General features: G+C 28.6%; 25 protein-coding genes. 16 read left to right on the forward strand and 9 right to left on the reverse strand.

Annotated elements, in window-relative coordinates; genetic code table 11:
- Nucleotides 1-105: 105 nt before the first annotated feature.
- The 4 genes from HGB55_RS12945 to HGB55_RS12960 form a co-directional block, all read right to left on the reverse strand.
- Nucleotides 106-651, reverse strand: coding sequence for an acyl-CoA thioesterase (locus tag HGB55_RS12945; protein WP_168817315.1), 546 nt, complete (start codon nt 649-651; stop codon nt 106-108).
- Between the two features lie 5 nt (nt 652-656).
- On the reverse strand, nt 657-1,004 hold the full coding sequence (locus HGB55_RS12950) for a 6-phosphogluconate dehydrogenase (RefSeq protein ID WP_168817316.1): 348 nt from the start codon (nt 1,002-1,004) through the stop codon (nt 657-659).
- A gap of 84 nt (nt 1,005-1,088) precedes the next feature.
- Entirely contained in the window at nt 1,089-3,218 is a 2,130-nt protein-coding gene (locus tag HGB55_RS12955; RefSeq protein ID WP_168817317.1) for a xanthine dehydrogenase family protein molybdopterin-binding subunit, read from the reverse strand.
- Between the two features lie 2 nt (nt 3,219-3,220).
- Entirely contained in the window at nt 3,221-3,697 is a 477-nt protein-coding gene (locus HGB55_RS12960; RefSeq protein WP_168817318.1) for a (2Fe-2S)-binding protein, read from the reverse strand.
- Nucleotides 3,698-3,835: 138 nt separating this feature from the next.
- Here HGB55_RS12960 and HGB55_RS12965 point away from each other — a divergent pair, with 138 nt between their 5' ends.
- Entirely contained in the window at nt 3,836-4,765 is a 930-nt protein-coding gene (locus HGB55_RS12965; RefSeq protein WP_168817319.1) for an SPFH domain-containing protein, read from the forward strand.
- A 62-nt stretch (nt 4,766-4,827) separates the two neighbouring features.
- On the opposite strand, the gene tatA is transcribed toward HGB55_RS12965, so the two are convergent.
- From tatA to rnr, 3 genes are all read right to left on the reverse strand, one after another.
- Entirely contained in the window at nt 4,828-5,022 is a 195-nt protein-coding gene (gene tatA / locus HGB55_RS12970) for a twin-arginine translocase TatA/TatE family subunit (RefSeq protein ID WP_168817320.1), read from the reverse strand.
- Between the two features lie 86 nt (nt 5,023-5,108).
- Nucleotides 5,109-5,783 carry a head GIN domain-containing protein gene (locus HGB55_RS12975; protein WP_168817321.1) on the reverse strand — a complete coding sequence of 225 codons (675 nt, stop codon included), beginning with the start codon at nt 5,781-5,783 and terminating at the stop codon, nt 5,109-5,111.
- A gap of 61 nt (nt 5,784-5,844) precedes the next feature.
- On the reverse strand, nt 5,845-8,055 hold the full coding sequence (gene rnr / locus HGB55_RS12980; RefSeq protein WP_168817322.1) for a ribonuclease R: 2,211 nt from the start codon (nt 8,053-8,055) through the stop codon (nt 5,845-5,847).
- 42 nt (nt 8,056-8,097) lie between these two features.
- Here rnr and HGB55_RS12985 point away from each other — a divergent pair, with 42 nt between their 5' ends.
- From HGB55_RS12985 to HGB55_RS13025, 9 genes are all read left to right on the forward strand, one after another.
- Entirely contained in the window at nt 8,098-8,250 is a 153-nt protein-coding gene (locus HGB55_RS12985) for a hypothetical protein (protein ID WP_168817323.1), read from the forward strand.
- 748 nt (nt 8,251-8,998) lie between these two features.
- Nucleotides 8,999-9,436: a ribose 5-phosphate isomerase B gene (gene rpiB / locus HGB55_RS12990; protein ID WP_168817324.1), complete on the forward strand. Its 438-nt coding sequence runs from the start codon at nt 8,999-9,001 to the stop codon at nt 9,434-9,436.
- 9 nt (nt 9,437-9,445) lie between these two features.
- Complete coding sequence (locus HGB55_RS12995) at nt 9,446-10,354, forward strand: cation diffusion facilitator family transporter (protein ID WP_168817325.1); 909 nt, start codon at nt 9,446-9,448, stop codon at nt 10,352-10,354.
- Between the two features lies 1 nt (nt 10,355).
- Nucleotides 10,356-10,799, forward strand: a complete 444-nt coding sequence (locus HGB55_RS13000) for a GNAT family N-acetyltransferase (protein WP_168817326.1) — start codon at nt 10,356-10,358, stop codon at nt 10,797-10,799.
- Nucleotides 10,800-10,844: 45 nt separating this feature from the next.
- Nucleotides 10,845-11,717 (forward strand): cupin-like domain-containing protein, encoded by an 873-nt coding sequence (locus tag HGB55_RS13005; protein WP_168817327.1) that lies wholly within the window; start codon nt 10,845-10,847, stop codon nt 11,715-11,717.
- 8 nt (nt 11,718-11,725) lie between these two features.
- Nucleotides 11,726-12,307: an NUDIX domain-containing protein gene (locus HGB55_RS13010; protein ID WP_168817328.1), complete on the forward strand. Its 582-nt coding sequence runs from the start codon at nt 11,726-11,728 to the stop codon at nt 12,305-12,307.
- A gap of 102 nt (nt 12,308-12,409) precedes the next feature.
- On the forward strand, nt 12,410-13,417 hold the full coding sequence (gene recA, locus HGB55_RS13015) for a recombinase RecA (RefSeq protein ID WP_168817329.1): 1,008 nt from the start codon (nt 12,410-12,412) through the stop codon (nt 13,415-13,417).
- Nucleotides 13,418-13,566: 149 nt separating this feature from the next.
- Entirely contained in the window at nt 13,567-14,937 is a 1,371-nt protein-coding gene (gene rimK / locus HGB55_RS13020) for a 30S ribosomal protein S6--L-glutamate ligase (RefSeq protein WP_211047397.1), read from the forward strand.
- Nucleotides 14,938-15,891: an ABC transporter ATP-binding protein gene (locus HGB55_RS13025; protein ID WP_168817330.1), complete on the forward strand. Its 954-nt coding sequence runs from the start codon at nt 14,938-14,940 to the stop codon at nt 15,889-15,891.
- 30 nt (nt 15,892-15,921) lie between these two features.
- Here the strand turns inward: HGB55_RS13025 and dut are convergent, their stop codons facing one another.
- Both dut and HGB55_RS13035 read right to left on the reverse strand, forming a co-directional pair.
- Nucleotides 15,922-16,353, reverse strand: a complete 432-nt coding sequence (gene dut / locus HGB55_RS13030) for a dUTP diphosphatase (RefSeq protein WP_168817331.1) — start codon at nt 16,351-16,353, stop codon at nt 15,922-15,924.
- Between the two features lie 6 nt (nt 16,354-16,359).
- The gene (locus tag HGB55_RS13035) at nt 16,360-17,814 is read right to left on the reverse strand and encodes a polysaccharide biosynthesis C-terminal domain-containing protein (protein WP_168817332.1); all 1,455 of its coding nucleotides are present in this window, start codon (nt 17,812-17,814) and stop codon (nt 16,360-16,362) included.
- A 106-nt stretch (nt 17,815-17,920) separates the two neighbouring features.
- Here HGB55_RS13035 and HGB55_RS13040 point away from each other — a divergent pair, with 106 nt between their 5' ends.
- The 6 genes from HGB55_RS13040 (at nt 17,921) to HGB55_RS13065 (ending at nt 23,980) form a co-directional block, all read left to right on the forward strand.
- Nucleotides 17,921-18,790, forward strand: coding sequence for a fructosamine kinase family protein (locus HGB55_RS13040; RefSeq protein WP_168817333.1), 870 nt, complete (start codon nt 17,921-17,923; stop codon nt 18,788-18,790).
- Nucleotides 18,791-18,854: 64 nt separating this feature from the next.
- On the forward strand, nt 18,855-19,850 hold the full coding sequence (locus tag HGB55_RS13045; protein WP_168817334.1) for an NAD(P)H-dependent glycerol-3-phosphate dehydrogenase: 996 nt from the start codon (nt 18,855-18,857) through the stop codon (nt 19,848-19,850).
- Between the two features lie 78 nt (nt 19,851-19,928).
- A complete protein-coding gene (locus tag HGB55_RS13050; RefSeq protein ID WP_168817335.1) occupies nt 19,929-20,120 on the forward strand; it encodes a cold-shock protein in 192 nt (63 codons plus the stop codon).
- Nucleotides 20,121-20,281: 161 nt separating this feature from the next.
- On the forward strand, nt 20,282-20,809 hold the full coding sequence (gene hemG / locus HGB55_RS13055) for a menaquinone-dependent protoporphyrinogen IX dehydrogenase (RefSeq protein WP_168817336.1): 528 nt from the start codon (nt 20,282-20,284) through the stop codon (nt 20,807-20,809).
- Nucleotides 20,810-21,083: 274 nt separating this feature from the next.
- Entirely contained in the window at nt 21,084-23,681 is a 2,598-nt protein-coding gene (locus HGB55_RS13060; RefSeq protein WP_168817337.1) for a PAS domain S-box protein, read from the forward strand.
- Between the two features lie 11 nt (nt 23,682-23,692).
- Entirely contained in the window at nt 23,693-23,980 is a 288-nt protein-coding gene (locus HGB55_RS13065) for a response regulator (protein ID WP_168817338.1), read from the forward strand.
- The last annotated feature ends 72 nt before the right edge of the window (nt 23,981-24,052 follow it).

A 24,052-nucleotide genomic window follows, 5' to 3' on the forward strand; every position in this document is an offset into this window, starting at 1 on the left:
TCAACCTGAACTTGTTTCAGGTTCTCATAATAATTGACTATTTGTATGATAAGATTCTGAAATAGAAGATTCAGCGTAGCTAAACAAGTTTAGAGTTACGCTTTTTTATATCTCAATTTTTACATTATAGTCTTCTAATACTTTCTTATAATCTTTTAATATAAAATTCTCTTCACTAAATTCAATTTTACGCTCATTACGCATTTTTATATGCTTTATAGAGCGTAAAAAACGTCGTAATTCGGTTTCATCAGAAATAATTAAACCGGGTACTTTTACATTTTTGCCTTCTTTATCTTTAGCAACCATAGAAAAATAAGATGAATTACAATGTTTTATCTCTCCTGTTTGAATGTTTTGTGATTCTACCCTAATACCAACTACCATTGAAGTGTTACCAACGTAATTAACTCTTGCTTTCATGGTTACCAACTCTCCTACCTCAATTGGATTTAAAAAATCAACTCTGTTTACTGAAGCAGTAACACAATATTGACCTGAAAATTTAGAAGCTGAAGCAAAAGCAGTTTGATCCATTAATGATAAAATAAAACCACCGTGAATATTACCACTAAAATTTGAATATGAAGGCAACATCAGTTCTGTTAAAATAACTTCAGAGTCTTGTGGAGTTTTAAAAATTTGATTCATCAAAATCACTCGGTTTTTTCAACTTTCGTTACATAATACTTTGTATCTCCTAACCAAGGAAAAGTTCCAAAACGTTCTTTATAAGTTAGTTTTACGTTTTTACCTTGTAAATCTTGCAATAATTGGATAACTTCTTTGTCTTTATCTTCAACTGAAAAATAAAATATTTGACCTTCGGAAACTCCTTGACTAATTTCGCCTTCCCACGTTTTAAAAACAATTCCTTTATGGCTGAATTTTACCAATTCTCCTGCTCTATACCCCTGACTATAAGTAACATAATAAATTATTGTGACATATAAAACTATACCTAACAAAATTGCACCTATAATACTTATTATTACCTTTTTCATTTAAAAAAATTTATACCGCATAAATATACTAATTCAATACTTAAATCAGATATTAAATTTACTCAATATATTTGTTACTAATGATTATTTAAGACTTTCTAAAATTCGTTTAGGTGAAATTGGTAAAAGATTAACTCTGGCACCACAAGCGTCAAAAACAGCATTTGCAATAGCTCCTCCAACACAAATAATGGCAGGTTCTCCTCCTCCTTGTGGCTTCGAATCCATTTTATCAATAAAAACACATTCAATTTTAGGTGTATGCGAAAATGTATTTATTTGATATTTATTAAAACTTGTTGTTTTAACATTTCCTCCTTCAAATTCAATATCTTCATATAAAGCATAGCCAATTCCCATAGTTACACCACCTTCAGTTTGTACTGTTGCTCCATGCGGATTTACAACTTGACCCATATCCTGAGCACAAACAATTCGTATAGGTGTAACTTCACCGGTATTTGTATCAACATAAACCTCTGCTATAATCGCTACCAAAGTTCCTGCATCTTTACCAAGAGCAATACCATAACCGTGTCCTTCAGGTTTTTCTTTATTCCATCCAAAAGTTTCTGCTGCCAGTTTTAATGTGGCAACCATATTCTGATCTTTTAAATTTTTTAGCCTAAATTCTAAAGCATCAACTCCTAAAGCGTGAGCTGTAACATCAATATGAGATTCGCGAGCAAAAGTGGTTGTACTGTTACCGGGCGCTCTCCAAGCTCCTGTACCAAAAGGATGCACATTATTCTGATTAAATAATCTTGTTCTGTTGTTTGGTATATCATAAAAAAGATTGGTTCCTCTGGTTCCTGCGCAATAAATATCAAAATCCCACAAATTTAATTTCCCATTAGCATTTACACCGGATGTAACATTTATAACCGCTGCCGGTCTAAACCTGTCGTACATAAATTCTTCTTTCCTGGTCCATACCAATTGAAGCGGTTTACCACACAATTTAGCTAACTTAGCAGCTTCAACGGCTTGTTGGTTGTATATTTTACCACCAAATCCTCCGCCTAAAAAAATCTGTTTGATATGAACATTTTCTAAAGGCATATCAAAAGTTTTGGCTAATTCGGCTCGTGTTCCAAAAGGTGTTTGTGAAGATGCCCACATTATTAGTTTATCACCTTCAAAATAACAGGTTGCACAATGTGGCTCAATAGATGCATGCGCTTTGTAGCCATCGTAATATTTACCTTTTATAAGTTTTGATGAAGATTTTTTTCCTTCTTCTAAATTACCTCCTTTTTCAAAAACATCATTTTCGGTAATAGTATTTTCTAAATAGGTAAAAATAGTTTCAGTAGTTGCCTTTGCTTCAGGTTCTTTCCACTCAATTTTAACTTTTTTTGAAGCTTTTGAAGCTATTTCAGGGTCTAGATGTACTACTGCTACCAAATCTCCATCTTCTAATAATTCAGCTCCTTCAAATTGAGACAATCCGCTTTTATCAACACTTACTTTTTTTGAACCATATACTTTTGGTCTAATGATAGATGCATAAACCATACCCGGTAATTTTATATCTCCGGAATATTTTGCTTTACCTGTAACTTTTGCAACAGCATCAAGACTCAATATAGGTTTTCCAATAATGTTAAAATCTTTTGCTTTTTTTATTTCAGGCTTCCTAGTTAAGCTTTTTACAATCTTTTTACCTTTAGTTAATTGGGCATACGTAATGGTTTTACTTTTATCGCCTTTTACAAATATAGTTCCATTGGCTGCTTGTAAATTTTCAGCAGCTTCACCTAATTTTTCTGCCGCCAGACTGATTAAAATTTCACGAGCCTCTGCTGCAGCTGCTCTTATTACAGGATCGGTAAAACGCGTTGTAAGTGAACCCCAAGTACCTGCATCGTACGGACAAAGGTCAGTATCGCCCATAATCATATCTACTGAAGTTATTGGAACCTCTAATTCTTCAGCTAAAACTTGAGCCAATGAAGTTATAACTCCTTGTCCCATTTCAATTTTTCCTGTATAGCAATCAACTCTTCCATCTTCTTTTACTCTTAAAAAAGCATTAAAATCTTCATCTTCAACAAAAGTATTTTGACTCCATCCTTCAAGTAGCGATAAATGGTTTATAGAAAAAATAACAATAATTCCTTTACCTAATTTTTTTAAAAACTTACGTCTGTCGTAAGTAATTGGGTGATCTACATTACTAAAATATAATTGAGTTATACTGTTAGAATCCATAATTACATTGTTGATTTCATTTCTAGAGCTGCTGTTTGAATAGCATCAATAATTCTGTTATAAGAACCACATCTGCATAAATTTTCTTCCATTTCCTCAATAATTTTTTCACGGGAAGGTTCAGGGTCACGTAATAATAAACCATAAGCATTCATAATCATACCAGATGTACAGTATCCACACTGTAAAGCATCGTGCTCAACAAATGCTTTTTGAATAGGGTGAAGATTACCATTTACTGAAAGACCTTCTATGGTTATTATTTCTTTACCTGCAACATCTTCAATATAAGTCATACACGATTGTGCAGGTTCGTTGTCAATTAAAACAGTACAGGCTCCACATTGGCCTAATCCACAACCATACTTGGTGCCTGTATAGTCTAAGTAAGATCTTATAACTGTTAAAAGAGATTCTTCTCCATCAACAAGTACAGATAACGGTTTACCGTTTAATTTAAAACTGATAGTTTGTTTCATTTTGTTATCTAACTTTTTGTGAATTATTTTATTTTCCTTTTAAATTTAAGGAATAATATCTAATAATTAAATGATAAAAGTTTTCATTTTAATTATGTATCTTTAGTGTATTAATTAACTCTTTAAAAAAATTGTAATATGCCTATCACTTACATTATCATTTTTGTTATTCTTGTTTTAATAGCATCAGGTTTATTTGTAGTAAAACAGCAAACAGTAGCTGTTGTTGAACGCTTTGGGAAGTTTGTACGATCTAATTCTCCAGGATTAAATTTTAAAATTCCTGTAATAGAAAATGTTTCAGGTCGTGTAAGCTTACGTATCCAGCAATTAGATGTAATTGTTGAAACCAAAACAAAAGATGATGTTTTTGTACAGCTAAAAATATCTGTTCAATTTCAAATTTTACGTGAAAAAGTTTATGATGCCTTTTATAAACTTCAAAATCCGCACGAACAAATTACAGCCTATATTTTTGATGTTGTACGTGCAGAAGTACCTAAAATGATTTTGGATGATGTTTTTGAAAAAAAAGACGATATTGCATTAGCCATTCAACGAGAATTAAAAGAAGCAATGTTGGATTATGGCTATGATATTGTAAAAGCTTTAGTTACTGATATTGATCCTGATTCACAGGTTAAACACGCTATGAATAGAATTAATGCTGCCGAACGTGAAAAAGTTGCTGCACAATTTGAAGGTGATGCACAACGTATTTTGATTGTTGAAAAAGCAAAGGCAGAAGCTGAAAGTAAACGCTTACAGGGTCAAGGTATTGCCGACCAACGTAGAGAAATTGCCCGTGGTTTAGAAGAATCGGTTGATGTGTTAAATAATGTAGGTATTAACTCACAAGAAGCATCAGCTTTAATAGTTGTAACACAACATTATGATACACTACAAAGTATTGGTGAACACGTAAATTCTAACTTAATTTTGTTACCTAATTCACCTCAAGCAGGAAGTGATATGCTTAACAATATGGTGGCTTCATTTACAGCTTCAAACCAAATTGGTGAAGCTATGAAAAATGCAAATAAAAAGAAAGATACGGATAAAAAATAGCATTCGTTATAAACAAAAAAACCTGCGATTTACGCAGGTTTTTTTGTTTTAATATTTTAATGTTATTTCTTTTCGTCTATTTTTTTTTCTTCTTCATCGTCATCTTTTGTGGCTTTTTTAAATTCTTTAATTCCGCCACCTAGTCCTTTCATTAGTTCAGGTAATTTTTTACCTCCAAACAATAATAAAATTGCTAAACCAATAATTATCCATTGCCAAGGACCAACCATTCCTAAAAATATATAAAGTGCATTCATTTCTAATAATTTTGTGTTACAAAGATAATAATTAATTCAAAACCAAAACTTACTTTAATAAGTTAGCTTAAAATTTTATGATTTTTTTAATTTTTATCTTTAATTGTACCTCCTAAAACCTTTTTTGTTTTTAAAACTTCCGGAGCTCCTTTATAATAAATTGAACCTCCAAAGCGTACTTTAGCATCTAAAACTTCACTTGTTTTAACTTCAACTCTAGCGCCTGATGCTGCAACCACATAAGTTTGTTTACTCTGTAAATCGAAAGCTTCATAAATAGCACCTGTGGTAGCTTCAATAGATTGATTTTCAGTAACTCCTTCCAATTCTATAATTCCACCTGAAACAGCTTTAATTGTTAAATGTTTTACATCTATTGATAATTCAATTTTAGCACCTTCTTGCACTTTTACTTCTAAATGCTGTTGATAAAAAGTTTCATCCGAAATAATTTTACCACCTTCATTAGCATCTAAAACATCAATATTATTTGTATAATACAAAACTATTTTTACATTTTCTGCTGAAAAACTTTCAGGAAATTTAAGTCTTACTTTTAATACTCCATTAGAATTTTTTATAGAAACATCATCTGCTTGAGAACCTGTAATTACAATTTTTGCTTCGGATGATTTTTGTAATTCAACAGTTAAACCGTTAAATACTTTTAAAGTATTAAAATCTCCTAATTTTGTTGTTATTGGTTCTTGTGCAAATGTTATTGTACAAGATAAAATAAGTAGTAATGTTAATTTTTTCATTTTAAATGTCATTTTATTTTATAAGTATAAAATTATACAATAATTATACCTTTTTTACTAATTATTTATTAATCTTTTCAAGTAAAGTAAAATCTAAGTGTTTCCGTTCTAAATCAGTATGTTTTACTTTTATTAAAACATGATCGCCTAATTGATACAAGTTTTTAGTAGATTGCCCAACTAAAGCGTATTGTTTTTCATCATAAATGTAATAATCGTCTTTAATTTCACGAATTCTACACATTCCTTCACATTTATTTTCAATTATTTCAACATAAATACCCCATTCGGTAACACCCGAAATTACACCTTCAAATTCCTGATCTTTGTGATTTTCCATATATTTTACCTGCATATATTTAATAGAATCACGCTCGGCATTTGAAGCTAATTGTTCCATGTCTGATGAATGTTTACATTTTTCTTCATAAATCTCTACTTTAGGAGATTTTCCTCCATCCAAATAATGTTGTAACAATCTGTGTGTCATTACATCAGGATATCTACGAATAGGTGATGTAAAATGGCTGTAGTAATCAAAAGCTAAACCATAATGTCCAATATTTTGGGTTGAATATTCGGCTTTGCTCATAGATCTTACAGTTAAAGTTTCAATTAAATTAGCTTCACCTTTTCCATGAACATCACTAAGTAATTGATTTAATGAACTTGAGGTAGATTTTTTTGTTTGAGTATCAATTTTATTTTTATATCCAAATTTACTAACAATGGTTTGCAACGACATTAGTTTGTCAATATTTGGCTCATCATGAATACGGTAAACAAACGTTTTTTTGCTTGGAACACCTTTATTACTTCCAATAAATTCAGCTACTTTTCGGTTGGCTAAAAGCATAAACTCTTCAATAAGTTTATTAGCATCTTTAGATTCTTTAAAAAATACTCCAATAGGTTCCGCATTTTCATCTAAATTAAATTTAACCTCTACTCTATCAAATGTTATAGCACCTTGCTGTAATCTTTTTTTACGTAATATTTTGGCTAATTCGTCTAATTTTAAAATTGATGTTACTATTTCTTGTTCTACTTTATATTCATTACCTGTCAATGAGATTTCAGCAGAAACAATATCAGCTTTAGTTTCTATTATTTCTTGAGCTTCTTCGTAAGAAAATCGCTTGTCAGAATAAGTAATAGTTCTACCAAACCATTGATTGATAACTTGTGCTTTTTCATTCATTTCAAAAACAGCAGAAAAGGTTAGTTTTTCTTCATTTGGACGAAGAGAACATACACCGTTAGATAAAACTTCCGGCAACATAGGCACTACTCTATCAACCAAATAAACCGATGTTGCTCTGTTGTATGCTTCTTGCTCTAAAATAGTATCTTCTTGCACATAATGAGATACATCTGCAATATGTATTCCTATTTCATAATTTCCATTTTCTAATATTTTAAATGATAAAGCATCGTCAAAATCTTTAGCATCTTTTGGATCAATTGTAAACGTAGTTACATTGCGCATATCTCTACGTTTTTCAATTTCATAAGGTGTAATATCAAAAGAAATTTTAGAAGCTTCTGCTTCAACTTTTTCAGGAAATTTATAGGGTAAACCATATTCTAAAAGAATAGAATGAATTTCTGTATCATGATCTCCCGGTTTTCCTAAAACTTCAACTATTTTTCCAAATGGATTTTTTGAATTATCGGGCCAATCTGTCATTTTTGCTAAAACTTTTACTCCGTGTTCAGCATTTTTTAATTTACTTTTCGGAATAAAAATATCAGCATACATTTTAGAATCATCGGGTATTACAAAACCAAAATTTTTGTTCAATTGTAAAACTCCAACAAATTCTGTTTTTGCACGTTCAATAATTTCAACAACATCACCTTCTTCTCTGCTATTTTTTTTGCGATTGTATAAATAAATTTTAACTGTATCTTTATTTAAAGCAGTGTTTAAATTACGAGCCGGTATGTAAATATCGTGTTCTAACTCATCACAAATAAAATAACCATTACCGTTAGAGGTAATATCCATAGTTCCAATAAAGTACTTATTATGTGCTACTATTTGAAATTTTCCTTTTTCAACTTCATTAACTTTTTGCTGAGCTTTTAACTCTTCTAATTTTTTTATTATTTGATTTCTACCATTTGCATCAGTAATATCTAATTTTGAAGATATTTGCTTATAATTAAAATTTTGAGTAGGAGATTGATTTAAAATTTGTAGTATTTTTCTTGTTAAATCTTTAATTACATTTCCTTTCTTTTTATATATATTTTTTCTTTTCGACATTTATTATTATTTAATTTCAATCAAAAGTACAAATAATTAAACTTGAAAAGGTTATTAAATAATTATAAAAATTCTTATCCAAAAATTAATATTTTATATTCTAATATCGCTTATATACAATCAGATGGTGAAATTATTGGCACCAGAGATTTTTCTGTTAAATTATTACCTGCAGCATTAAATTTTATTATTTAAAAAATTAAAAGTTAAAATTTTCTTAATAAAACTGTAACAAATGTTAAAATGGTTCGTCTATTATAAACAGAAGACCTTAACTATGAAACGGTTATATAAAATAATTTTATTATTTCTTATTATTTTTTTAATAGGTATATATTTTACTGTAAAAAGTATCAATAATTCTTTTTCTTCTGAAGATAGTATAGAATCGGTTTCAATTTCTCCAAGTGTTTTAAAACTTACTACAAAACTTTAGTTATTAACATTTATAATTATAAAAAAAAGATTTTTAAAATTTTAAAATAATTTATTTTGTATTATAGTTTGTTAATATGTACAATAACTTATTAGTATAAAATTTTGAAATTCCACTTATTAATAGTTACTAACATAATATAAATTTTTAACTGATTAAAAATCAATAAAAATATACATGTTATAAACAACCTTTTAATTTTATTTATGAACCAATTTTTAAAATAAATTTTATAGTTTACAATGTTAATAAAAGTTAAAATATATGTTTAAAAGTTATTTTTAAAATTGAATAAAAAAAGTTGCATTTTAAAATCACGTTTTGGTATTAATCAATTTTATTTAAATATCAAAAAATACTTTTCTATTTTTAATTTAAACTTATGCACAATGTTAATTTAACTTAAAGTAATTGTTAATCAATGTATTAAAATTTACTATTAACAATTACTTTTTTTACTGTTAATAACAGTGAATTTGTAACTTTACACTTTTAAATAATATAATTATGATAATTGCAATAGGAAACGATCACGCAGGTACTCAATATAAATTTGAAATTGTTAAACAATTGGAAAGTAAAGGTATTAAAGTTATAAATTTTGGAACAGATACAATTGATAGTATAGATTATCCCGATACTATACATCCTGTGGCAAAAGCTGTTGAAACCGGTAAAGCAGATTTAGGAATTACACTATGTGGTAGTGGTAATGGTGCACAAATTACCGCCAATAAACATCAAGGTATTAGAGCTGCATTATGTTGGAATAATGAGTTGGTTGAACTTGCTCGTTTGCATAACAACGCTAATATTTTAAGTATTCCGGCTCGTTTTGTTTCTTTACAGCAAGCTTTAGGTTTTGTAGATATTTTTATTAATACAAAATTTGAAGGTGGTCGTCATCAAAACAGAATAGAAAAAATACCTACTAAATGTTGTTAATTATTAATTATGGGTAATAATCATTCTCACCATCATCCAACTTTAAAAGGAAGAAATTTATTAATTTCTATAATTCTAAATATATTAATTACAGCTTCTCAAATTATTGGAGGAATACTATCGGGCAGTTTAGCTTTAATTTCAGATGCGGTACATAATTTTTCAGATGTTATTTCATTAGTAATAAGTTATACAGCAAATTTACTAACTCATAAAAAAAAGCAAACCTTACAACATACTTTTGGTTATAAAAGAGCGGAAATAATAGCAGCTTTTATAAATGCAATTTCTTTAATTGTAATAGCAGTTTTTTTAGGCTTTGAAGCAATAAAAAGATTTAAACATCCTCAGGAAATAGAAAGTGATTTAGTTATTTGGTTAGCAATTTTAGGTATAGCAGCAAACGGTTTTAGTGTTTTGTTATTAAAAAAAGATGCAAAACATAATTTAAATATGAAAACCGCATATTTACATTTATTGACTGATATGCTTACATCAGTTGCTGTTTTAGCAGGTGGTTTATTAATGAAATATTATCAAATATACTGGATAGATGCTCTTTTAACATTGATAATATCTCTTTATTTAATTTATTTAAGTTGGGATATTTTACTTAGTTCATTAAAAATATTAATGCTGTTTGCACCTCAGCATATTAAAATAGATGAAATACTCTCTGAATTATTAAAGATTAAAGAAATAAAAAATATACATCATGTTCATTTATGGCAATTGAATGATCACGATTGTCATTTTGAAGCTCATATAGAATTTAAAAATGATGTAAAATTATCAGAATTTGATGTTGTTTGCGAACAAGTTGAACAAATTTTAAATGAAAAATTCGATATATATCATGCAAATTTACAACCTGAATTTAAAAGAGATGATATAAAAGAAATAATTATACAAGATTAGTATGCTAAAAGTTTTTATAAAATCTTTTTCCGAATTAACTACAAAAGAACTGTATGAAATATTGCAACTTCGATCGGAAGTTTTTGTAGTAGAACAAAATTGCATATATCAAGATATTGATGGTAAAGATTTTAAAGCAATTCATGTAATAGGATATAAAAATGATAAAATAATTGCTTATACTCGTATTTTTAAACCCGGCGATTATTTTAATCAAGCAAGTATAGGAAGAGTTGTTGTTGCCGAAAATGAACGTAAATTTGGATACGGGCATGTAATTGTAGAGCATTCAATTTCAGCAATTGAAGAGTATTTTAATGAAAAATCAATTAAAATATCAGCACAATTATATTTAAAAAAGTTTTACGAATCACATGATTTTAAGCAAATAGGTGAAGGTTATTTAGAAGATGAAATACCTCATATAGCCATGATTAAAAATTGATTTAAACATACTTTTGATTATAAATAATTAGTTAAGAAATAAGCTATGACTAAACTAAATTTAAAACCTGTTGATGTTGTTAATACAATCACCAAAGAAGATTTCATCAATAATTATTACAAACCTCAAAAACCGGTTGTAATAAAAAATTTAATTGATAATTGGCCGGCAAAAGAAAAATGGAATTTTGAGTATATGAAACAAATTGCCGGTGATAGAATTGTGCCATTATATGATGATAGACCTGTTGATTATAAAGATAATTTTAATTCACATCATGCCGAAATGAAAATGAGTGAATATATTGATTTATTACAGCGTGAACCAACACGTTATCGTATCTTTTTATACAATATTATTAAAGAAATTCCTTCTTTAAAAAAAGATTTTAGTTATCCTGATATTGGATTAAAATTTTTAAAATCATTACCTATGTTATTTTTTGGAGGTACAGATTCTTATACATTTATGCATTACGATATAGATTTAGCCAATATTTTTCATTTTCATTTTCAAGGAAAAAAAACGTGTATATTATTTCCTCCCAGTGAAACAAAGTACTTATATAAAATACCATTCTCACTAATTTCAAGAGAAGATATTGATTATAGCAATCCTGATTTAGAAAAATGGCCGGCACTGGCAAAAGCTAAAGGAATGGTTGCAAATTTAGAACACGGAAATGTTTTATATATGCCCGAAGGTTATTGGCACTATATGAAATACAATACTGCAGGTTTTTCAATGAGCTTTAGAGCATTAGCAAAAAAACCTTCAAACTTTTCTAAAGCAGTTTATAATGTATTTTTAATGCGTTATATTGATAATTTTATGCGTAAAATTAAAGGTGAAAAATGGCTTAATTATAAATTAAATAGAGCAATAGTTAATACTCATAAAAATTTAATAAACGCTTAATTAATCAAATGAACAATCCTAAAGTAAAAATAAAAAGTATTCAAAATCTATCGAGCGATTGGTATAAATTAGATAAAGTAAATTTCGATTATCAAACCAAAAGCGGTCAGTGGCAAAATCAAAACAGAGAATGTTATGATAGAGGAGATGGAGCTGCTATTTTACTTTACAATAAGGTTAAAAAAACGGTTATTTTAACACAACAATTTAGAATGCCAAGCTATTTAAATGGGAATAATGACGGTATGATGATTGAAATTTGTGCAGGTTTATTAGATGAAAATGATCCTATAACTTGTATTAAAAATGAAGCTGAAGAAGAAACAGGATATAAAATAAACAATCCTGTTAAAGTATTTGAAATTTACTCATCTCCGGGTGCAGTTACCGAAAAAATCCATTATTTTATTGCTGAATATAGTGATGAAATGAAAATTAGTGATGGAGGAGGATTGGATGAAGAAACCGAAGAAATTGAAGTTTTAGAAGTTTCGTTTCATAAAGCATTAACAATGATTTCGGCCGGAGAAATTAAAGATGCCAAAACAATAATATTACTCCAATACGCAAAAATTAATAATTTACTATAAACAGTAATTTGTTCAAACTTATTTTTTAAGTATGGTTAAAACTACCATACTTTTTTATATTTTAGCGACTGTACAATTTAAACATTTTTGATACAAAGTATTATGGCAGAAGACAAAGAAAAAGCAGCAAAATTAAAAGCATTACAACTTACTTTAGATAAATTAGATAAAGCATACGGAAAAGGAACAGTAATGAAAATGGGTGATGTTGCTATTGATGATATAGATGCAATTTCAACAGGTTCATTAGGATTAGATTTAGCTTTAGGTGTGGGAGGTTACCCACGAGGAAGAGTTATTGAAATTTACGGACCCGAATCATCTGGTAAAACAACATTAACATTGCATGCAATTGCTGAAGCTCAAAAAGCAGGTGGTATTGCAGCTTTTATTGATGCAGAACACGCTTTTGATCGTTTTTATGCTCAAAAATTAGGTGTTGATATTGATGGTTTAATTATTTCTCAACCTGATTATGGTGAACAAGCATTAGAAATAGCCGATAATTTAATAAGTTCAGGAGCAATTGATATTGTAGTGGTTGACTCGGTTGCCGCATTAACACCAAAAAGTGAGATTGAAGGCGAAATGGGAGATTCTAAAATGGGACTTCATGCGCGTTTAATGTCACAAGCACTTCGTAAACTAACAGGTACTATTCATAAAACAAATTGTACTGTTATTTTTATCAACCAATTAAGAGAAAAAATTGGAGTAATGTTTGGAAATCCTGAAACAACAACAGGTGGTAATGCGCTTAAATTTTATGCATCAGTTCGTTTAGATATCAGAAGAAGAACACAAATTAAAGATGGTGAAAAAGTAATAGGTAACAGTACAAAAGTAAAAGTTGTAAAAAACAAAGTAGCTCCTCCTTTTCAAACAGCAGAGTTCGATATTATGTATGGTGAAGGAATTTCAAAAACCGGAGAAATTTTAGATTTAGGTGTTGAATTCGGAATTGTTAAAAAAAGTGGTTCTTGGTTCAGTTATGGAGAAACGAAATTAGGGCAAGGTCGAGATGCAGTTAAAGGATTAATTAAAGACAATCCTGAACTAGCTGAAGAATTAGAAACAAAAATTAAAGAAGCTATTAACACTCAAAAATAATTTATATAAAAATAATCTCTCAACAGGCTGTTTAAATTTTTTAAACAGCCTGTTTTTATTAAAATAACTTCAATAAAAAATTAACTTCATTTAAAATATAATTCAATAATAGAATATATTTGTCCAAATAGTTATTTAAACAGTTTATAATGGAAAAGCTTCTTATAGGTAGTGAAGAGTGGTGTAACTTACCTGATTTAGGTATACCAGCCATAAAAGCACGTGTAGATTCTGGTGCAAAAACATCTTCAATACACGCAGTAAATATTTCAACATTTAAAAGAGATGGACATAAATGGGTGCGTTACGAGGTTTTTCCTTTACAGGATAATCGCCGTGTAAGTATTCATTGCGAATCTAAAATAGTAAATACCCGATATATTAAAAGCTCTACAGGTGTTAGTGAAAAACGTTACATTATAAAAACACCTTTAACTTTAGGAAATGATACTTGGGATATTGAAATAACTTTAGCGAATAGAGATTCTATGGGTTATCGAATGTTATTGGGTAGAGAAGCAATGATTGGTAGAACTGTAATTGATCCCTCACAAGAACAATGTGTTGTTAATTATAGTTTTGAACAACTAAATAAATTTTATAAAATTGACAATAAGAAAAAAAGTGGTTTTAAAATAGGTTTATTAGCTAGTAATCCGGAATTATACAGCAATAAAAGAATTATTGAAGCTGGAGAAGAACGCGGACATGAAATGTTTTTTCTAAATGCACAACAATGTTATGTTAAAATGGATGCTAACACTCCTGAAATACATTACAGAGGAGGAAAGGTAATCAATAATTTAGATGCAATTATACCAAGAATTAAACCAAGTATGACTTTTTACGGTTGTGCTTTAATACGTCAGTTTGATTCTGTTGGAACGTATGCTTTAAATAAAGCCGAGGCTATTTCACAATCAAGAGATAAATTATATTCTTCACAATTATTCTCTAAAAATGGTATTCAAATTCCAACTACAGGATTTGCAAATTCTCCTATAGAAACAAAAGATTTGATAGAAATGGTAAACGGAGCGCCATTAATTATTAAACTGTTAGAAAGTACACAAGGAAAAGGTGTGGTTTTAGCAGAAACTAATAAAGCTGCAGAAAGTGTTATCAATGCTTTTAAAAGTTTAAAAACAAATATTTTAGTACAGGAGTTTATTAAAGAAGCAGGAGGAAAAGATCTTCGTTGTTTTGTAATTGACGGAAAAGTGGTAGCTTCTATAGAACGAATTGCTGTTAAAGGTGAATTTAGAGCAAACATTCATCAAGGTGGTTCAGCAAATATTATTAAAATTACTTCAGAAGAAAAAAAATTAGCTATAAAAGCAGCTAAAGTGTTAGATTTAGACGTAGCCGGAGTAGATTTAATACGATCTAACAAAGGACCATTACTATTAGAAGTAAACTCATCTCCCGGATTAGAAGGTATAGAAAAAGCCACAGGAAAAGATATAGCAAGCATGATGATTTATGCTGTTGAAAAAAGAATAGCTCATAAAAAAGAATAAATGTTAAAAGTATCAGAAGTTTCATTTGCTTATGATAAAAAAGAAGTTTTAAAAAATATCTCTTTTACAGCTATTAAAGGAGATTATATTGCTATAGTTGGTGAAAGCGGTTGTGGAAAAAGTACTTTATTAGAAATTATTTACGGTTTACTTCACATTGAAAAAGGTGCTGTTTATTGGAATAATGAAAAATTATTAGGACCTAATTATTATTTAATTCCCGGTGAAGATTTTATGAAGTATTTACCGCAGGATTTTGATTTAATGCCTTACACAACTGTTGAAGAAAACATTGGAAAAAACCTTTCTATTTTAGATGAAAACAGGCAACAACGGATTGATGAATTATTGGAAGTTGTTGATATGGTCGAATTTAAAAACCGAAAAGTAAAAAAATTAAGTGGTGGTCAAAAACAACGTGTGGCACTGGCTAAAGTAATTGCAAAAGAGCCTGAAGTTTTATTGTTAGACGAGCCTTTTAGCCATATTGATAATTTCAGAAAAAATAAATTGCGTAGAAATTTATTCAAGTATTTAAAACTGAAAAATATTTTATGTATTGTTGCTACGCACGACTCAACTGATGCACTTTCTTTTGCTGATGAAATTTTAGTAATTAAAAACGGAGAGATTGTAGCAAAAAATTCTCCTGAAAATATTTACTATGAGCCTAAAAGTACATATGTAGCTTCTTTTTTTAATGAAATAAATGAAATTCCTTTAAGTGAATTAAAGCCTTCTTCAAAATCTAAAAAAAAGATATTGGTTTATCCAAATGAAATTAAATTTAGTGATATATTAGAGATAAAAGCAACTGTAACTTCTTCCTATTTTAAAGGAAGTTATTATTTAATTGAAGCTGTTTTAACTAATACTACTATTTATTTTGAACATTCTTCAAATTTAAATGAAGGAGAAAAAATTTATTTGAAAATTAAAAAAGCACAACTTTAAATAATTCCCCCTTTGGGGGTTAGGGAGCTTCTACACTCCAGTACTACCAAAACCACCGGCACCACGTTCTGTTTCGCTTAAAATTTCTACTTCTTCCCAAACAGCACGTTCGTGTTTAGCAATTACTAATTGCGCAATACGCTCACCATCATTAATTACAAAATCTTCATTAGAAATATTTGCTAAAATAACACCAATTTCACCTCTATAATCTGCATCAACAGTACCTGGAGCATTTAAAACGGTAATTCCTTTTTTAGCAGCAAGTCCGCTTCGTGGTCTCACTTGAGCTTCTGTACCAACAGGAAGCGCAATAAATAAACCGGTTTTAACAATAGTACGCTCTAAAGGTTTTAAAGTTATAGGTTTTGAAATATTTGCACGTAAATCCATTCCAGCAGAAGCAATGGTTTCGTAGTTAGGTAATTCGTGTTTAGATTTGTTAATGATTTGTATTTTCATGTAGTTTTATTTTTTTATAAGTGCTAAAATTTCTTTTTTCTCATTCCAAAAAATTAAGAATCCAAAAGCTACAACTAAGAGTGTTGAGATTAAATAATTATCTCTAAAATAAACAAATGAGATATATGAGATCACTATTGAAACCAACAAATAACTCCCGGATTTTTTTAAATTGTAAGGAACAGGATAGTGTTTTTTCCCAATAAAATAGGAGAGAAGCATCATAGTTCCATAAGCAATTAATGTTGCCCAAGCAGAGGCAATATAACCAATTTCAGGAATTAATAATACATTTAAAATAATGGTAATTACAGCTCCAATTATTGAAAATAACATTGCATAACGAGTTTTATCGGTCAATTTGTACCAAATAGCTAAATTGTGGTAAACTCCTAAAAATAAGTTTGCTAATAAAACAATTGGAACGATAACAATGGCTTCCCAATAATTTTCGTTTATAAATGGTTTTTTTAAAACATCAATAAAAACAACAATTCCTACAAAAACCAAAGAACCAACAATAATAAAATAGTTTAAAATTTTAGCATAGGTTTCTTTAGCATCTTTACTGTCAGAATGATTAAAAAAGAATGGTTCTGCACCTAAACGAAATGCCATAATGTATAAATTCATAAAAATAGCCAACTTATAACAAGCAGCATAAATTCCCATGGCGTTTTTATCAATCATTTTTCCAATGAGCAACTTGTCTAAATTTTCATTAATTACATAGGCAACACCCGCAACTGCTATTGGCCAACTGTATGAAATCATTTTTTTAAACAAAACAGTATTAAAGCTCCATTTGAATTTTAATAAATAAGGTAGCAAAAGCACAAATGAAAGAATACTACCAATAATATTTGCAATAAATATAAAATTAACAATATACGTGCTGTTAAATATTGTTGTTAAAAACGAAGGAAGGTTTTTTCCTTTTTCAATAAATTCAGGAATATATTTTAGGAAAATTAAATTAATCAGCACTATTATTCCCACATTAATTAACTTAATAACAGTATATCTTATTGGACGGTTTGATGCGCGTAAATAAGCAAAAGGTATTACTGCTAATGTATCTATAGCCATAATTCCTATAAATAACTTTAACTGTAACGGATTGTTTTCAAAATCAAAAATTGAGATAAAAAATTCTGAAAAAACAAAAATGATTACTACAAAAATTAGTGCGGAAACTAATAGCGTTATAAAAGCAGTTGAAACTAAATTGTCTTTTTTTTCTTCACTTTTGTAAAATCTGAAAAAAGCGGTTTCCATTCCAAAAGTTAGTAATACCGAGAATAATGCTGCCCAAATATAAAAGTTGGTATTTTCGGCATAATTATCGGTTGGCAAGGCATCGGTATGAACTTTTACCAGCAAAAAATTAATAACTCTCGGTAATACTGCTGCAATGCCGTAAATAATAGTGTCTTTAAAAAACCGTTTAAGTGCGCTCAAAAAGTGATTTTTAGTGTAAAAATTAAACGTATAAATGTACAAAAGTAATTATTGAATACAACAAAATAATTTTAGTGAATAGCAAACAATGTTGTAATTTTAAATTATGAATTTTGATTTACAACAACATATTGAGACTCAAATTAATCAAATACTTTTAACTGATGCAACGTATAAATGGACTTCAGTTGGTGGAGGTTCAATAAATAATGCCTATAAGTTAAGTTCAGGCGAGCAAAACTATTTTGTAAAAACAAATACAATTTCAGTTTTTGAAAATGGCTTTAAAGAAGAAGTTTTAGGGTTGGAATTTTTAAACAAAAACGAAGCTTTGGTTCCAAAAATTATAGCAGAAGGAAGGTTTAAAAACGCTATCTATTTAGTGTTAGATTGGATTGAAACAGGTAATAAAACTACTGTATTTTGGAATAATTTTGCTGAACAGTTAGCCAATTTACATCAACATAAAAACCATCAATTTGGATTAGATTACTCTAATTTTATGGGACAATTGCCTCAAAAAAATACTTTTTTTGACGATTTTACCGAGTTTTTTATTGAAAACAGGCTAAAACCTCAAGTAGTATTAGCATTTAATAATGGTTTGTTGCAAAAAAAGCATCTTCAACAATTTCAACATTTATACAAACAATTACCATCAATTTTTCCTAAAGAAAAACCGTGTGCTGTTCATGGTGATTTATGGAGCGGTAATTTTATGAATACCATACAACAAAAAGCAGTTTTAATTGATCCTGCTGTGTATTACGGGCATAGAGAAGTTGATTTAGCAATGAGTACGTTGTTTGGAGGTTTTTCATACCAGTTTTATCAAGCATATAATGAAATTTATCCTTTAGCAATAGGTTTTGATAATCGTAAAGAGTTCTATAATTTATATCCGTTGTTAATTCATTTAAATTTATTTGGAAGCTCATATTTAAGTAGTATCACACGCATTATCAGTTATTTTTAAGATTGATTTAAGAATACATTAATTTTAGTTTAGTTACTTTTGCCACACTAAACCTTGAATAGAAATGAGTAAAAACCCTCAAATAGCCGTTTTTGGAGGCGGAAGTTGGGCTACAGCCATTGTAAAAATGTTGAGTGAAAACCTTGAACAGGTTGGTTGGTACATGAGAAATGAAACTACAATAGACTATATAAAAGAAAACGAACATAATCCAAATTATCTTAGTTCTGCTGAGTTTGATATAAGTAAATTGTATTTATCAAGCGATATTAATGAGATGGTTAGATATGCTGAAATTTTAATTTTTGTGATACCTTCAGCATTTGTAAAAGGTGAACTTGATAAAATAACAGAAGATATTTCACAAAAAATTGTTTTTTCAGCCATTAAAGGTATTGTGCCGGAAAGTGGGTTAATTGTTGGTGAACATTTTCATGAAAATTATAATATTCCTTTCGAAAATATAGGTGTAATTACCGGGCCATGTCATGCAGAAGAGGTTGCAATGGAGCGTTTATCTTACCTAACAATCGCTTGTCAAGACACCAAAAAAGCGAGAATGTTGGGAAAAAAACTTTCTAGCCATTATATAAATACTAAAATTTCTGATGATATTATTGGAACTGAGTATGCTGCCATGCTTAAAAATATTTATGCAATTGCAGCAGGTATGGCTCATGGTTTGGGTTATGGAGATAATTTCCAATCAGTATTAATGTCAAATTCCATTCGTGAAATGAAACGTTTTATTAGAAAGGTGCATAAGATGAAACGTAACATTAACAATTCTGCTTATTTAGGAGATTTATTAGTAACAGGCTACTCAACTTTTAGTAGAAACAGAATGTTTGGTAATATGATAGGAAAAGGATATACTGTAAAAAGCGCTATGATGGAAATGAGTATGGTGGCCGAAGGATATTATGCGGCTAAAAGTGCCTATTTACTAAATGAAAAAAATAAAGCTAAAACCCCTATAATTGATGCTGTTTATGCAATACTTTACCAAAACAAAAATCCTAAAAATGTTTTTAAAAAATTAACAGAAGTACTAGATTAACAATATGTTATATTTTTAAAAGTGTTTTAAAATAAAAAAAATTACACTAATTTTATCGTTTTAATATATTTTTTAACAATGAAAACAGGTAAAGTAAAATTTTTTAATGAATCTAAAGGTTTTGGATTTATTACAGATGAAAATTCTAAAACAGATTATTTTGTACACGTCTCTGGATTATCAGAAGAAATTAGAGAAGGAGATAAAGTAGAATTTGAATTAAAAGAAGGTAAAAAAGGCTTAAACGCAGTAAATGTGAAAGTAATTTAATATTTATTCAACAACTTTTTTATAAAGAAAGCTCATCAATATTGATGAGCTTTCTTTATTTTTCAAGAGTATTTTTTCAATAAATGTTTAATTGATTTAAATCATGTAAATAAATAGTTCTGTTTAGTAAATTTGATATGCGGTAATTTAAAACCTTTGTGATGAGTGATAAAATAGGATTAATTTATGCTACAGTTGATGGACAAACGCTAAAAATATCTAATAAACTAAAAGAAGTTTTACAAGAGCATAATCAAAATTTAGAGCTATTTTCAATAGATGATTTTAACAAAGAAATTACCAGTTTTGATAAACTTATTTTAGGTTCAAGCATAAGATACGGTATTCATAACGAAAAAATGATTGAATTTATCAACAAAAATAAAAGCAAACTGGATACTATTAAAACTGCATTTTTTTCGGTGAATTTAGTTGCCCGAAAATCCGAAAAAAACCAACCTCATACAAACCCTTATGTGGTTAAATTTTTTAAAAATATAGATTGGGAACCAACCATTGTAGAAGTTTTTGCAGGTAAATTAGATTATAAAAAGTACAAGTTTATTGATAGAATTATGATTCAGTTTATTATGTGGATGACCAAAGGCCCAACTAATCCTAATACCGAAATTGAATATACCAATTGGAACCAAGTAGATGAATTTGGTAAGATTTTAATAAAATTATAATTTATATATTCTACTGAAAAATAAGTAGAAACCTAAAAGTTTATTTTGTTATTAAAATAATTTTCCTTTTTTTTGGTGTCTAACTAAAAAACAAACAAACAATCAAACATTATTCCTAAATAGTGTATAAAATACAATTGCAAAATACTAATTACATACATCTGGGTTTTATAAATATTTAAAAATTAATAAAAGTATTTATTACGAAAAATTTATAAAATTTAACCTGTACAAATGGTTTTAAGCTCAAAAAATCCTGCTAATTTATTGTTCAATGAAAAAAATCGAAAAAGCTATTAAATACAAATATATAGTATTTATAATAACTATTTTAGTTACTATTATTGCTATAGTATCAATTATACAGCACAGTATTAATTTACAAAAAACAGATGCTAAAACAATAAATTTATCGGGTAAACAACGAATGTTAAGCCAACAAATTACCAAGCAAATTCTTTTTATAAACCAAAACGAAAGTAATTCAGGTTCATATACAATCACTACATTAAAAGAACTTACTAACGAATTTGAAAATGCTCATAATTATTTGTATTCAAATAATAAGAACAAAGTAAAGAATCCTACAATTGATTCTCTGTATAGAGAATTAGAACCCTATAAAAATAAAATTATAGCATCAAGCAGAAATGTTGTTGAAAATCCAAAACCGGAAGTATTAAAAGAATCTTTAAAAACAGTTTCAGAAGCAGAACGTCCTTTTTTAATAATTATGGATAGTATAGTTGGTATATATCAAAAAAATGCAGAAAATAAACTTAAAAACTTAAAAACCGCTATTTATATACTAACTGCTTTAGCGTTGCTAGTAATGATAGCCGAATTTATTTTTGTTTTATTACCGGTTTTTAATCAACTGTATAAAAAAAACATAGAACTTTCTAAAATCAATAGCGAATTGGTAACTTCAGAAAATGAGATTCGCACTAAAATGGACGAGGTTAGTAAACTTAAAGTCAATTTAGAAAAGCAGCAACAGTATAACAAAATTTTTATTGATAAAGCACCTAGCGCAATAGCAATGTTTGATACTAAAATGAGATATATTGCTGCTTCTGAAAGATGGAAAGAAGATTACAAATTACAAGGACAAGAAATTATTGGTAGATCTCATTACGATGTTTTTCCTGAAATAGGTGATGATTGGAAGCAACACCATCAGGAATGTTTAAAAGGTGCTATTAACAAATGCGATGAAGCACCTTTTAGAAGAGCAGATGGTTCGCTTCAGTGGATTACATGGGATGTACGCCCATGGTATATTTCAGAAAATGAAATTGGCGGACTATTAATGAATACTGCCGATATTACACGGATAAAAGAAAAAGATGAAGAGAATAGAAGGATTAAGTACATATTAGATAAAACCAATGAAGTTGCCCGAATAGGTACCTGGGAATTTAATTTAATTACAAATGAACTTGTTTGGAGTAAAGTAATTCGTGAGATACATGAAGTATCTGAAAATTTTGAGCCAGATTTAGAAACAGCTACTAATTTTTATAAAGAAGGAGGAAGTAGAGAAAAAATTAGAAAAGCAGTTTCAGATGCAATAGAAAATGGTAAACCTTTTGATTTAGAGCTTGAAATTATTACTGCCAAAGAAAATAATATTTGGATTCGTGCAATTGGACAAGCAGAATTTGAAGATGGAAATTGCACAAAGGTTTTTGGTGTATTTCAGGATATAAATAGTATGAAACTTTCCGAAAAAGCTTTAGATAAAGCAAATAAAGAATTAAAAACAATGTTTAATTCCGGTCCTGTGGGTATTGTAAGTACTGATTTAGAAGGTAAAATAACATTTTTTAATAATGGAGCTGAAATGTTATTGCAGTACTCTGCTGATGAAATTATAGGAGAAGATGCACATATTATTCATTTAGAAGAAGAAATTGTAAGTTGTAGTGAAGAGTTATCAGCTGTGTATGGAAATAAAATTTCACCAAGAGAAGCTTTGCAGGAAATAGCCAGAAGAGAAACACATAATTTTAGAGAATGGACATTTAAGAGAAAAGACGGCACTACTTTTCCTGTGGAATTAATTTTATCTGTAGTTAGAAATGAAGCAGGGGATGCAACTGGTTATATGGGAGTTTCAACCGACATAACTGAAAGAGTAGAAAATAGACAAAAAATTATAAAAGCCAATAATGATTTAGAATTATTAGCTAAAAGATTAATGAATCAAAATACTCAATTAGCCGATTTTGCTCATATTACATCTCATAATTTACGTGCACCGGTGAGTAATCTTAATTCGCTTTTAGATTTTTACAAAACTTCTGAATGTGAAGAAGATAAAAATTTATTGTTTGAAAAATTTGAATCTGTTATTCACCATTTAACATCTACTTTAAACACATTAGTAGAGGCAATTAAAACTAAAAATGAAAGTGAAAAAGATTTGGTGAAAATTAATTTTGAAAAAATTTTAAATAAAACAGAAGAAATACTCTCGGGTCAAATTTTAAAATCAGGAACCATTATAAAAAGAGATTTTTCCAAAATACCTGAAATTAAGTACAATATTGCATATATGGAAAGTATTTTTCTTAACTTAATAAGTAACTCAATTAAATATTGTTCTAACGATAGAATACCCGAAATTTCAATTAAATCGGAAGAAGAAAACGGTAATGTAAAATTAATATTTAAAGATAATGGATTAGGAATTGATTTAAAAAGACATGGACAAAAGTTATTTGGGTTAAATAAAACGTTTCATAGACATCCTGAAGCCAAAGGCGTTGGATTATATATGACAAAAACTCAAATTGAGTCTATGGGAGGAACTATATTAGCAACAAGTAAAGTTAACGAAGGAACTATTTTTACAATAAATTTTTAAATATAGATATTATGAAAAAACCATACGTGATATGTATAGTAGATGACGATGAAATATATCAATTTACAATTACTAAAATAATTGAGTTAAATAATTTGGCCGAAAAAACAATCGTTTTTTCTGATGGAGAAGAAGCATTAGATTTTATTACTGAAAATTTTGATAATGGTAAAAAACTTCCTGATATTATTTTTTTAGATATCAATATGCCTATTATGGACGGATTTCAATTTATTGAAGAATATGGACTTGCAACAAAAAGTCGGACAATTTTTTTAAGACCTAAGCTACATATTTAAATTGATAAAATTCTTGTTCTACTTCATAAGGGGTTTTATATCCCAAAGAAGAGTGTAGACGTTTTTTGTTAT

The organism is Lutibacter sp. B1 (assembly GCF_012524075.1).
Lineage (GTDB): Bacteria > Bacteroidota > Bacteroidia > Flavobacteriales > Flavobacteriaceae > Lutibacter.